General features: G+C 70.3%; 10 protein-coding genes and 1 riboswitch. Of the genes, 4 read left to right on the top strand and 6 right to left on the bottom strand.

Annotation, left to right across the window (positions count from 1 at the left end):
* Positions 1 to 371: 371 nt before the first annotated feature.
* Positions 372 to 989: a hypothetical protein gene (locus FNH13_RS03325; protein WP_143782144.1), complete on the bottom strand. Its 618-nt coding sequence runs from the start codon at positions 987 to 989 to the stop codon at positions 372 to 374.
* 801 nt (positions 990 to 1790) lie between these two features.
* Positions 1791 to 3686 carry a cell wall-binding repeat-containing protein gene (locus FNH13_RS03320; RefSeq protein WP_143782143.1) on the bottom strand — a complete coding sequence of 632 codons (1896 nt, stop codon included), beginning with the start codon at positions 3684 to 3686 and terminating at the stop codon, positions 1791 to 1793.
* A gap of 94 nt (positions 3687 to 3780) precedes the next feature.
* Positions 3781 to 3905: riboswitch (cobalamin riboswitch) on the bottom strand.
* A 7-nt stretch (positions 3906 to 3912) separates the two neighbouring features.
* Here FNH13_RS03320 and FNH13_RS03315 point away from each other — a divergent pair.
* The 3 genes from FNH13_RS03315 (at position 3913) to FNH13_RS03305 (ending at position 7718) form a co-directional block, all read left to right on the top strand.
* Entirely contained in the window at positions 3913 to 5412 is a 1500-nt protein-coding gene (locus tag FNH13_RS03315; RefSeq protein WP_143782142.1) for an aldehyde dehydrogenase family protein, read from the top strand.
* A gap of 98 nt (positions 5413 to 5510) precedes the next feature.
* Positions 5511 to 5987: a flavodoxin family protein gene (locus FNH13_RS03310; RefSeq protein ID WP_143782141.1), complete on the top strand. Its 477-nt coding sequence runs from the start codon at positions 5511 to 5513 to the stop codon at positions 5985 to 5987.
* 192 nt (positions 5988 to 6179) lie between these two features.
* The gene (locus FNH13_RS03305) at positions 6180 to 7718 is read left to right on the top strand and encodes a M20/M25/M40 family metallo-hydrolase (RefSeq protein WP_143782140.1); all 1539 of its coding nucleotides are present in this window, start codon (positions 6180 to 6182) and stop codon (positions 7716 to 7718) included.
* Positions 7719 to 7964: 246 nt separating this feature from the next.
* Here the strand turns inward: FNH13_RS03305 and FNH13_RS03300 are convergent, their stop codons facing one another.
* A complete protein-coding gene (locus FNH13_RS03300; RefSeq protein WP_143782139.1) occupies positions 7965 to 9785 on the bottom strand; it encodes a GMC family oxidoreductase N-terminal domain-containing protein in 1821 nt (606 codons plus the stop codon).
* Positions 9782 to 10507, bottom strand: a complete 726-nt coding sequence (locus FNH13_RS03295; RefSeq protein WP_143782138.1) for a TetR/AcrR family transcriptional regulator — start codon at positions 10505 to 10507, stop codon at positions 9782 to 9784. Before FNH13_RS03295 ends, FNH13_RS03300 begins: the two co-directional genes overlap by 4 nt.
* Before the next feature lie 117 nt (positions 10508 to 10624).
* Here FNH13_RS03295 and FNH13_RS03290 point away from each other — a divergent pair, with 117 nt between their 5' ends.
* On the top strand, positions 10625 to 11056 hold the full coding sequence (locus FNH13_RS03290) for a DoxX family protein (protein WP_143782137.1): 432 nt from the start codon (positions 10625 to 10627) through the stop codon (positions 11054 to 11056).
* Here the strand turns inward: FNH13_RS03290 and FNH13_RS03285 are convergent.
* Together FNH13_RS03285 and FNH13_RS03280 are read right to left on the bottom strand one after the other, a co-directional pair.
* Positions 11043 to 12134, bottom strand: a complete 1092-nt coding sequence (locus tag FNH13_RS03285; RefSeq protein WP_143782136.1) for a hypothetical protein — start codon at positions 12132 to 12134, stop codon at positions 11043 to 11045. The two genes, FNH13_RS03290 and FNH13_RS03285, sit on opposite strands and share 14 nt — an antisense overlap.
* On the bottom strand, positions 12131 to 12631 hold the full coding sequence (locus tag FNH13_RS03280) for a SigE family RNA polymerase sigma factor (RefSeq protein WP_143782135.1): 501 nt from the start codon (positions 12629 to 12631) through the stop codon (positions 12131 to 12133). The genes FNH13_RS03285 and FNH13_RS03280 overlap by 4 nt, the downstream gene beginning before the upstream one ends.
* Between the last annotated feature and the right edge of the window lie 2 nt (positions 12632 to 12633).

The raw sequence follows: 12633 nt of genomic DNA, 5'->3' as shown, positions 1-12633 counted from the left end.
CTGCGCCGCTGACGCTAGTGCCCTTGAGTGAGGTGAGCATGAGAGTCCGATGAGAGATCTCTCAGGATTTGGTGTGTCGCAAGTATTCTGCGGCCGTGCCCGGCGCATCTTCACCGCGGCACCCGCGTCACCACCCGGCACCCCCATCACTGCTGTGGCACCCGCATCACCACGCGCCACCCCGTCACCATGCGCCACCCCGCGGCACCCCGTCACCATGCGCCACCCCGCGGTACCCCATCACCCTGCGGCACCCGCACTACCACGCGGCACCCGCATCACCACCCTGCTGTGGGGTGCAGGGTCGGTCACCGGTGACCGGTTCTGCACCCCACACGAAGTCCCAACGTCAATTCAAGGTCGGTTCGGCGTTAGCCAATCTCACGCGACACGAGGAAGCGCGCCACCTGATCCATGACGCGAGCGGCGTCTGTGCGCAGAAGCAGGACCGGGATGCGCAGCACTGCCTCTCCGCCGATGACCATCTCGTTGTCCCGCAGTGAGTCCTCCGCCGCGCGCAGGCCCCACCCGTGCTGAGCCCCGTCGATCTCGGCACCAGCGCGGTGGGACTCCCACCAGACGTCGAGGTAGGTGCGGCCGTTTGGACGGTGGCGCACCTCCTGGCGGGAAGGTCGCGGCACGGCATGAGCACGACAGAGTCGGGCGAAGTCGAGCTCACCCAGCGCGTGCGCACCATCGGCGATGTCACGCAGGACGAGGGTGATGAAGCGTCGCCGGTGGATCCTGTCACGCGAGGCCAGCTCCGCCAGCAGACGTGGACCCGTGGTGAGTCTCTGCTGCACCGACATGACCATGAGCAGGGCAGCCTGACGATCACTGACGGCCCGCTGGGCAGCGTTGATCACAGCCGCCTCGACCGTCACGCGGGGCAGACCGCCCGTGCGGGCGGGCGTGACGTGCCGAGATTTTCGCACCCGCACTCCCGGCAACCGTGTGAGGTGGCGTCCGTGCGGCAGCGTGACGTGCACGAGCCCTTCCTCGAAGTGCTCGAGCCCGGCGAGGAGCAGCGCTGAGCTACCGTCCAGAACCGCTCCGGATCCGGCCTCCCACACCGCCCACGCAGCGGACGCGGGCCACTCTGCAGGGCGGGGCCACGGCCAGTCTCCGCACGCATTGTGCTGCGGCCCAGAGCTGCCAGCCGGGCCTCTCAGCCGACCTGAATGGGCCGACGGGCCCGTCAACGAATCTGAGTGGGCCGACGGACCCTTCAGCCGATCTGAGTCGGCTGGGCCGATGAAGATCGTGTGGGTGCCGAGGGCGGACCAGCGCCCGCCCCGGATCTCACTTCGGGCCTCGTCCCGAGAGATCCCTGCCTCGCGGAGCATGCGCCGGTGGACGACGCCGCCGAAAGGTGCAGCCAGCGCAGCTGCCGTGCGTCGACGCCAGGCAGGGCGTGCCAGGTGAGTCTCCCGAGCCATCCCGCAACAATGACGGAATCAACCACACCCGTGGAGGGCCCTGTGGACAACGCCCCGTCTGTCCGAGGCACCGACTGGTCCCGTGGTCATCGCCGCCGACACTTCCTGGCGAACTGTCACTCGCGCCAGCGCTCGCTTGGCGCGAGTAGGGCTTTCTGGGGTGAAGCGGTCTGGGGTGGGCGGCCTGGGTGGGGCGATCTGGGGTGGGCGGCCCGGGGTGGGGCTGTCTGGGGTGCAGGATCGGTCACCGGTGACCGGTCCTGCACCCCAGTTCGTCGCGCCGGGAGACCGCGACAGGTGAAACCGCGCCGGGAGGGTCGCTGCAGGAGGGACCGCGGGGTGCGCGAGGGATCAGTCCGCGTAGTTCAACTCCTCGAGCACGGCCGTCACGTGGGTGGACACCGCGCCGGTGCCACCGAGCACGAGCAGCTCGCGGGCCGCGGTGCGGTGCAGTTCGCTGCGCGTCGCTGCGGGGACGGCGTCCGGCTTGACCAGCAGGACCGGGACGTTGCCCTGGGCGGCGTAGGCAGCACCCGTGAGCGCGTCCGGATAGTCCTGGCCGGTCGCCAGGACCGCACCGTCAGCCTGGGGGCGCAGCTCGGAAAGGGCGGCGGCGGTCGCATAGCGGTCGGTGCCCGCCACCCGCGTCACCTCGGCCAGTTGCTCCAGCTCGGTGACGACCTCCGCCGGGACGGCACCCGTCCCGCCCACCACGGTGATCCTGGTGGGGTCGATCGACGCGATCGTCTCGGCGGTCGCGTTCGGCACACCGTGGGCGGTCACGAGCAGGACCGGTTCACCCGCCGCACCGGCGGCCGCGGAGGCCGCGAGCGCGTCGGCATACTGCGCACCGGTGGCCACGTAGAGGTGCTCCCCGGGCGTGAACCGCGCGGCAACGGCGGCCGCGGTCGCATAGCGGTTGGCGCCGGAGACCCGCTCGACATTGCCCTCGGCGTGAGTGCCGACCTGGGCCATCACGGCGTCGGACACGGCGGCCGTGCCTCCCAGGACCACGACCTTGCCCGGGGCCAGTCGCTCCAGCTCCGTGGCGGTCACCGCGGGCACGCCGTCGGGCTTGACCAGCAGGACTGGTGCGCCCAGGTGACCGGCCAGCGCCGAACCCGACAGGGCGTCCGCGAAGTCGGCGCCGGTGGCGACATAAACGGTGTCCACGCCCGGCTCGAAGGCGTCGGCACTCGCGGCGGCGGCGGTCTCATAGCGGTTGGCCCCGCCGATCCGCTCGACCAGGTCGGGGTGCACAACCAGGTCGACGGTGTCGGTGCCGCCAGCTCCGACTGATAGATAGCTCTGGCCGGTGAACGGCAGCAAGCCCTGCGTGGTGGCCATCAGGTTGCTGGTGCCGCCGTCCATCACGTTCGGCAGCCCACCATCGGCGAGCTGCTGGCCGCCCAGCCACGCAACGGCATCGTCGGAGGGCACCCCGACGGTCTGCAGGGCCGGGGCCACCAGTCCGGTCGCGTTGATCGGCGAGTAGTTCTGCCAGTAGCCCTCGGCGGTCTGCGCGTCGACGAGGTAGTTCCGGGCGGCCGCCGCGGAGAGCGCGGCGTCGCGGTCCACGGCAGACCCGGACGAGTCCTTGACGTCGGCGACACCCGAGAGTGCGCTCAGCATCAGGCCGGTCGCGTCGGCCTCGGGCGTGAAGCTCTCGCCCGCGAAGAACCCGAACGCGCCGGTCTCCGGGTCCTGGAAGCTGTAGGAACTGCCCAGCAGGCTGGTCGGCACGTCGACCCCGTTGCGCTCCAGGCCGAGGATGCACAGCGCATTGCCGAAGGCGAATCCCCAACTGCCGCAGGAGCCGTCGGCGGCGATCGACCCCTGGATCGCGGCGATCAGGTCGACGCCGCCAAAGTCGGTGGCATCCGCGCCGGTGGCGGCTGCCACGAGGGCGAGCTTGCCGGCAGCGGGGCCGCCCGCCCCGGCATAGGAGACGGCCTGGCTCTCCAGGTAGTCGACCAGGAGTGCCACCTGATCGTCGTGGCCGCCGGTGGCGAGCAGGGCCAGGGCCGCGTCCGCACTCCCTCCCGGCCCACCGAGGTTGCCGTCTGCGGGGACGTGCGTGGCGACATACTGGCCAGCCGCGGCAGCGGCAACAGGGTCGTCAGCTGCGGCAACGGCAGCTGGGTCCTGCGCGGTGGAGTCGGGATCGTTGGGTGCGGCCAGGGCCGCCGGTGAGAGCAGGGAGAGCGAGCCAGCAGCGGCTAGCGCCAGGGCGAGGGTGCGAGACATCAGGACCTTCCACGAGGGTGCGGTGGTCCACGAGGTGCGCCGACGAGCCGGAGAACCGGCGAGAAGGCTCGATCCGCAGACCACGACGGATATCAAACGAGCTCCAGAGCCGGCAGGCATTCCGACTTCCCACGAGTGGGTCACGGCTGCGGGTCAGCGCCGGAATTGCACCGGCTTCCCCTGCTGGTCCTTGGTGAGTCGCACTCTAGCGGGTGATGATGACGCCATGAGCACCGAGTATGCCGACGCACCCGCCCCCGCCCCCGTCGCCGAGGACTCCGGGCTGGTGGGCGAGGCGGTGGCGCTCGCACGAGAGACCCAGTCCTGGTGGGCGGCAATCGGATTCGCGGGCCGCCGTCACCTGCTCGACCGGTGGTGCCGGGACCTGGCCGACAACATCGACGAGTTGGCCGCGCTGGTGCGCGCCGAGACGGGCAAGCCGCACGGTGACGCCGCTCTCGAGATCGGCCTGGCCATCGAGCACCTGGCGTGGGCGAGCAAGCACGCGCCCAGTGTGTTGGGCCGGCGCCGGGTCGGGTCGACGTTGCTGGCCTTCCACGTGGCGGCGACCGTGGAGTATCTCCCCTATGGCGTGATCGGGGTGATCGGCCCCTGGAACTATCCGGTCTTCACCCCGATGGGCTCGATCGGCTATGCGCTGGCCGGGGGCAATGCCGTCGTCTTCAAGCCCTCGGAACTGACGCCGCGGACCGGGCAGTGGCTCGTCGACAGCTTTGAGCGGGCCGTCGGACGTCCCGTCCTCCTCGCGGTCCAGGGTGGTCCCGAGGTGGGCGATGCGCTGTGCCGCTCAGGGGTGGACAAGCTCGGCTTCACCGGCTCGACGGGCACCGCCAAGAAGGTCATGGCCACCTGTGCGAAGACGCTGACACCGGTGCTCATCGAGGGCGGCGGCAAGGACGCCCTGATCGTGGACGAGGACGGCGATGTCGAGGCTGCGGCAGCCGCTGCCGTGTGGGGTGGGATGAGCAACGCGGGGCAGACCTGCATCGGGGTGGAGCGGGTGCTGGCCCACACCGCGGTCTATGACCAGGTGGTGGCCGCGATCGTCCGGGAGGCCAGCACCGTGCGGGCCGGCACCGACGACGAGGCCGACCTGGGTCCGATCACGCTGCCCAAGCAGGTGGGGATCATCCAGGAGCAGGTCATCGACGCGACCTCCGGTGGAGCGCGGGCGCTGGTGGGTGACGGCCAGTTCCCGGCGGGCGCCACGGGGGTCGGCCCGGACAGCGAGCTGAGCGACCCGGCCCGGTTGATCCAGCCGGTCGTGCTGGTCGACACCCCGTCGGGGGCGCTCATCCAGACCCAGGAGACCTTTGGCCCGGTGATCACCGTCGACCGGGTGAGCGACATGGACGAGGCGGTGGCGGCGGTCAACTCCGTGTCCTACGGACTGGGCAGCGCCGTCTTCTCCCGCCGGAACGGGCCCGAGCTCGCCCGCCGGATCCGCAGCGGCATGACGTCAGTCAACAATGTCATCGGCTTTGCCGGGCTGCCGGAGCTGCCCTTCGGTGGCGTCGGCGGATCGGGCTTTGGCCGCATCCACGGAGCGGACGGGTTGCGTGAGTTCTGCTATGCCAAGTCGGTGGCCACCCAGCGCTTCACCCCGCCGGTGGGTGTGACCAACTTCGAGCGTCGGGCGCGGGTGGACGGCATCTTCCGGACCGCGGTGACGCTGCTGCACGGCACCCGCCCCTGGCAGCGGTGACGCCGCCGCCCCCTGCTGCTAGCCCTCAGCGCCTACGTCGTGGTGTCGGTTGCCGATAGCGGTGCCGTCGCGCTCGAGCCTCGTCTAGCCTGATCGGTATGTCGGACACACCAGACCGTCGTCGCCTCCTGGTGGTGCACCACACCCCCTCCCCCGGGATGCAGGCCATGCTCGAGGCGTGCCTGGCCGGGGCCCGCGACGAGGAGATCACCGGGGTGGACGTCGTCGTGCGGCCCGCCCTGGTCGCCGGCGCGGTGGACGTGCTCGAGGCCGACGCCTACCTGCTCGGCACACCCGCCAACATCGGCTATCTGTCTGGTGCTCTGAAGCACTTCTTCGACCAGATCTACTATCCGTGCCTGGACGCCACGAGAGGGCGACCGTTTGCGGCATACATCCACGGCAACGAGGGTCTTGAGGGCGCGGTCCGTGCGATGGGGAGCATCACCTCGGCCCTGGGTTGGGAGGCGGTGGCCCCGACGCTCGAGGTCCAGGGCGGAGCAGACAAGGAGTCGCTGGCTGCCTGCACCGAGCTCGGTGCGGTCCTGGCCGCAACCGTGATGCCCGAGGCCTGAGGGCTGATGCCCGAGGCCTGAGGGCTGATGCCTGAGGCCTGAGGTCAGCGGAGCGGGCCAGTGCAACGCTCCTGACGGTTTGGCAAAGACTTCGCAAAGTCCCTTCCGGTGCATTCCTGCGGGCCGTTAGCGTCAGTGGTTGCCCCGGCCCTTCGGGCGGAGCAGTCCCCGAGCGACATGGAGGTCGCGCTGATGTCCCGTTCCCCTCACCTGCGCCGGGCTGGCGTGCTGCTCGCGGCCGGAGGGCTGGCTGTGTCCGGCCTGGTCGCGCTGCCGAGCACCGCCGCCCAGCCGAGCAAGCCCAACCCTGTGGCCTGCGAGAACCGCAACAACAACACCTACGACAAGTTGCTTGACTGCGTCAGCGGTGACGGTGCCTTCGAGCACCTCGAGGCCTTCCAGGCGATCGCCGACGAGCACGGGGACCGTGCCGAGGGCACGCCCGGCTACCAGGCCAGCGTCGACTACGTCATCGAGGTCATGGAGGACGCCGGCTGGGACGCCGAGGCTGTGCCCTTCGACTACGAGGGCACCGACTCGGTCCTGGAGCAGACCGCTCCGATCACCGCCACCTATGAGCACTACGTGGCCGAGGGATCCGGTGAGGGCGACGTGACCGCCGCGGTGACGCCCGTCGACCTCGCGCTGGATCCCCCACGGGCCAGCACCAGTGGCTGCGAGGCCGAGGACTTCGACGGGTTCGCCGCGGGCAGCATCGCGCTGGTGCAGCGCGGCAGTTGCGCCTTCGGCCTCAAGGCCGAGAACGCCGAGGCCGCCGGCGCCAGCGGCGTGATCGTGATGAACCAGTGCGACACCCCGGACCGATGCGGGCCGCTCAACCCGACCCTGGTGCCGTCCGTGGTGACTATCCCCGTCGTCGGAGTCACCTTTGACGACGGGCAGGCCCTGGCCGCGGAGGGTTCGACCGCCCATCTCCAGGTCGACTTTGTGACCAAGCAGTCGCTCAATGTCATCGCCGAGCTGCAGGGCAAGAACGACAACAACGTCGTCATGGCCGGAGCCCACCTCGACAGCGTCGACGGTGGCCCGGGCATCAACGACAACGGCAGCGGCTCGGCTGGCCTGCTGGAGGTCGCCGAGAAGCTGGGCAACCACAAGCCGCAGAACACCGTGCGCTTCGCGTTCTGGGGCGCCGAGGAGATCGGGCTGATCGGGTCGACCGAGTGGGTCGCCGACCAGCCGCAGTCGGAGCTGGACCGCGTCGCGCTCTACCTGAACTTCGACATGATCGGGTCGCCGAACTACTTCCTCGGGGTCTATGACGCCAACGAGTCGACCTTCCCGGCTCCCGCGGGCGTGCCGATCCCCGACGGTTCGATCGCGATCGAGGAGACCTTCGAGTCGTTCTACACGCTGGCCGGTGAGCGCTATGACGACACCCAGTTCAGCGGGCGCAGCGACTACCAGGCCTTCATCGCCAACGACATCCCCTCCGGTGGGCTGTTCACCGGCGCCGAAGAGGTCAAGACGGACGAGCAGCAGGACATCTGGGGCGGTGTCGCTGGTGAGTCCTTCGACCAGTGCTATCACCAGGCCTGTGACGACCTCGGCAACGTCGACCTCCACGCCCTGGACGTCAACACCGACTCGGTCGCGTTTGCCGTGCTGACCTTCGCCTACTCCACGGAGTCGGTGAACGGCGTCAAGGGCAAGAAGGTCCCCGGCAACTTCAGGATCCCGGCACCCGCCGGCCCGGAGGGCACCTTCTAGTCGCGCGGTCACCGACCGTCAGAGGACTGCGCCCCAGGATCTCGGTCCTGGGGCGCAGTGCTGCCGTCACCCTGGCGCCTCTGCCTACGATGCCCGTCGGCGGTGTCTTGGAGCCTGATGTGTCTCTTCGGCCCGGTTGTAACCGGCTCGAAGAGACACAGCCGGCTCCAAGACGCGGTGGCGCGGGGTCTGCAGGGCGCGCGGGAGGGCGGTGCGTCACACCGTGACCGGTGGGCGCGAGGCAGGTTAGACCGGGGTGATCGGGAGCCGCAGGGCACCGGGTGCCGGGCCGGGGACCGCGGGGGTGCGGGGCGGGACCGGGCGCGTGACGGCATACGGCTCCCCTAGGGTGGGTCGAGGATCCGTCTCACCCTTGTTGGGCCACAGCGCCATGGCCCGCTCGGCCTGGGCGGTGATGCTCAGCGAGGGGTTGACGCCGAGGTTGGCCGAGATGGCCGATCCGTCAACGATGTGCAGCCCGGGATAGCCGAAGACCCGGTGATAGGGGTCGATGACACCCGTCTTGGCGCTCTCCCCGATCACGCAACCCCCGAGGAAGTGCGCCGTCAGGGGGCGGTTGAACTGCTCGCCGATGTTGCCGCCGGGCACACCGCCGACGATCCGGGCCATCCGCCGCACCGCCTCGTTGGCCACCGGGATCCACGTCGGGTTCGGCGTCCCGTGGCCCTGTCTGCTGCCCAGGACCTGCCGCCCGGTGAGGCGACTGCGACGTGGGTAGGTCGTGATCGAGTTGTCCAGGGACTGCATCACCAGCGCGATCACAGTGCGCTCCGACCAGTGCCTCAGATCGGTGATCTTGAGCAGGACCCGTCGCTGTCGCCACAGCTCTGCCGTCCAGGTCCGCCAGCGCGGTGTGCCCTCGACCTCGTCGGTCAGCACGGTCTGCAGGGCCGACATCGCGTTGCTGCCGCGGCCGTAGCGCACCGGCTCGATGTGCGTCTGCGGGTCGGGGTGGATCGAGGACGTGATGGCCACCCCCCTGCTGTAGTCAGGGCCGTCCCCCAGGCGGATCGCGCCCAGCAGCGACTCGGAGTTGGTGCGGGACAGCGCACCGAGCCGCGGGGAGAGGTCGGGCAGGTCCCGGTCGGCGCGCAGCCGGTGCAGCAGCCGCTGGGTCCCCAGCGCGGACGCCGCCAGGACGACGTGGTCCGCGGTGAGCTCGTAGGTGCCCCGCCGCGTCGGCCGCGTGTCGCGCACGGTCACGGTGTACCCAATTTTCCGAGTGGTTTCGCTGCCCGGCCCCGTATTTTCCGAGTGGTTTCGCAGGTTCGCTTCCGCTCCCCCCGTGCCGCCACCCTGCAACGGGCGGATCCGCGTCACCGTGCTCAGCGGTCGGATCTCGACCCCGAGCCCCTCCGCGAGGTGCAGATAGTTCTTGACCAGGGTGTTCTTGGCGTTGTGTCGGCATCCGGTCATGCACTCCCCGCACTCCAGGCAGCCGGCGCGCTCAGGTCCGGCGCCGCCGAAGTAGGGGTCTGACGCGCGCTGACCCGGACCCTGACCGAAGTGCACACCGACCGGGGCGTGCCGGAAGGTGTCCCCCACACCGAGCTCCTCCGCGGCCTGTTTGAGCACCTTGTCGGAGGCCGTGTGGGTCGGGTTGGTCACCACTCCGAGCATGCGCTTGGCCTGGTCGTAGTAGGGCGCCAACTCCGAGCGCCAGTCCGTGATGTGCGCCCACTGGGGGTCGGCATAGAACTCGTCGAGCGGCTCATAGAGCGTGTTGGCATAGACCAGCGAGCCACCGCCGACACCGGCCCCCGACAGGATCATCGCGTTGTCGAGGGTGTCAATGCGTTGTATGCCGTAGCACCCGATCTCCGGGCGGAACAGGAAGCGTCGCAGCCGGAACGACGTCGTGGCGAAGTCCTCGTCGGCGAACCGGGCGCCCGCCTCCAGGACCAGGACCCGATAGCCCTTCTCTGCCAGTCGCAGCGCGGCGACGGACCCACCGAAGCCTGAGCCGACGACGATGACGTCCCAGTGCTCGGCCGCACCGGTGCGCCAAGGGTGGCCCTGCGGCCAGCGCCGCCTCCGCCCGGTCAAGCGATCCCCACGCGCGTCGCAGCCAGCGAGAACTGGTATCCCATGAAGTCATCGGCCGGCTCGAAGGTGTTGGCGAACTGTCCGAACAGCTCGAAGCTGATCAGGCCATAGACCTGGGTCCAGGCACTCATCCCCCGCAGCAGCACGTCGTCCGGGACGTCCACGTCGAAGTGGTCGCGGACCACGTCGAGCTGCCTGCTCAGCTCGGGGCTCACGGGTGGGTCCTCTCCCTCAGGCGGTGCGCTCACCCGGCCGGCGGCATACTCCTCGATCAGCAGGGCGAGCATGGCGGTGGGCACCCGGATGCCCGGTATGACGGTGACCTGGGGCGCGCGGTAACCGGGGACCGGGGAGCCGTGGAGCAGTGCGTACTCCTGCGGGTGCTCCCTCGCCCAGTCGCGGACGGCGCTGGCGATCGCGACGAACCGCTCAGCCGCGGTGCCCTCGGTGGCCGAGGCTCGCTCCGCCGCGAGCCCGACCGCGTTGTAGCTCTCGATGATCAGCAGGGTGAGCAGTTCGTCGCGGCTGGCGACATAGCGGTAGACGGCCGAGGAGACCATCCCGATCTCGCGCGCGACAGCCCGCAGTGACAGGCCGTCTGCGCCGTGCTCGGCCAGTTCACGACGGCCGGCGGCCATGACCTGGGCCATCACCTCGGCGCGGTTGCGCTCCCGCGCGGTGGGCGCCTGGGGTGCGCTGTCGCTGGGCTCACCGTCACTCATGCCCGGATCATCACATCCGAGAGCGGTGCACGCAATCTGCTCGCGGCGCGGCGAGAGCGGTACACGCAATCTGCTCGCGGCGCGGCGAGATCGCCACGGGGACCGCAGAATGGGCTTATGGAACCTCGAGGTCTGCCCCTGGTGATCGTCCCGTTCGCCGTGTCCGGCGTGATCCACCTGGTCCGCCCGGAGACCTTTGAGCCGATCATTCCTCGCCCGCTGCGCCGCTGGTCGCGGCCCTTGGTGCTGGCCTCAGGGGTGGCGGAGCTCGCCTGCGCGGCCGGGCTGATGCATCCGCGGACCCGCCCGGTCGCTGGTCTGGCCAGCACAGCACTGCTCACCGCGGTCTGGCCGGCGAACGCTCAGATGTCCGTGGACCTCGGCCGCCGTGCGGCCCGCCGGCGCGACCCGAGGTCCCTGGCGTCCTTCGCGGTCAGTCTGGCTCGACTGCCCTTGCAGCTGCCGCTGATCAGGATCTCCTCGGCTGCCTGGCGCCAGCAGGAGCGGCACACCCACGATGGGAGGGGCGCCACGGCTACGGACGGCTGAACTCGACCCAGCGCCCATCGCTGTCGATGACGACCCGCCAGCCCTCACTCTCGAACACGTGCCGGGTCCCCTCGGTTGTCGACGGGACCCCGAAAGTTGCCTCGAGCCGGAGGTAGGCGCCGTTGTCGTCTGGGGTCGCCAGCTGCTCAGCGACCGTGCCCTCCCCGACCGAGACGGTGGTGCCGTCGGCGAGCGCGCGGGCGATCAGCCCGTCCTCGTCGCAGTACGCAGCCAGGCCGATGAGATCGTTCGCCGTCTCGAGAGCCGGTGCGCTCAGGCCGGTGGCGTACAGCGACGGCGGGTTCTGCCACGACGTCGAGCACTCCATCTCCGGTGGCGGCGGCTGCACCGGCCGGGCGGCGACCTCAGCGTCCGACAGCACGGCCGCCAGCTCGTCCACCGAGCCGACCGACGGCCAGTCCTGCGGCATCCTCGTGTAGTCGGTGTAGGGGTTGCCGATCCCACCGGGCACGTCGATCCAGAAGCCATCGACATAGGGCCTCACCGGCGCGCTGGCGTCCAGCGGTTGCACCTGGTTGCGCAGGACCACAAGCACGGGCCCACCGACGGCCGCGCTCATCTGCGGGGTCACCTCGTGCAGCGGACCGCTGTCCAGCAGGACGTCCATCCGCTCGGCCGCGAGCGGGTTGTCCGGGATGGTCTCTGCCACGTCGACGGTGACCACGAAGTCGTCCCCACGGGGCCGGATGTCCCACACCTCCCCGACGACGACATAGGCGGCAGCCGGACTGATGGCCAGCCGGGGGCTCTTCAGCGGTCGGTAGTCCACCTGGACCCCGCTGGCGCGCATCCCGTCCAGGAAGGCCTGGTTCGCCATCAGCAGGTCATCCACCGGCTCGGGTGCCAGCGTGGTCTGGACGGCCGGCGCCAGGTCGACCGGGTCACGATCCCACTGGCTCACCGCGAAGCCACCGCCCGCCACCGCAACCACGGCAGACCCGGCCACGAGACGGCGGTTCCGGCGACGCCGGCGAGCGGTCCGCCATACGCCCTCCACCAGGTCCACATCGGGGGCGCCGGCGACGCCACGATCCAGGAACTCACGCAGGTCACTCATCGGGCCTCCTCGACAACCATGACGCCGAACTCCTCGCGGAGCCGGCGCAGCGCCACGTGCGCCTGACTCTTGACGGTGCCCGCGGTGACGCCCAGGGTCTGCGCGATCTGCTGCTCGGACAGGTCGTCGTAATAGCGCAGCACCAGCACCGCCCGCTGTCTCGGCGTCAGCGCCTGCAGCGCCGCCCGGACATCGGCCCCCGCCACCCACGCCTCGCTCCGGCCCGCGACACCCGTCTCGGGCAGGTCGGCCATCGGGGTCTCACGACGACGGCGTCGCCAGCGGGACACCGCGGCGTTGTAGATGATCCGCCGCGCATAGGCGTCGGGTGCCTCGTGCCGCAGCCGCGACCACCGGTCGGCAACCTTGAGCAGAGCCTCCTGGACGAGATCCTCCGCGGCGGACTGGTCGCCCGTCAGCAAGATCGCCGAGCGCAGGAAGCCGCGCTGGCGCGACACCGCCCACGCCTCGAACTCCTGCTCCTGGTCACCGCTCACGG

Origin of the sequence: Ornithinimicrobium ciconiae, from assembly GCF_007197575.1 — a bacterium.
GTDB lineage: Bacteria > Actinomycetota > Actinomycetes > Actinomycetales > Dermatophilaceae > Ornithinicoccus > Ornithinicoccus ciconiae.
Note: the sequence above shows the minus strand (reverse complement) of the source record. Positions and strands in the feature narration are given on the sequence as shown.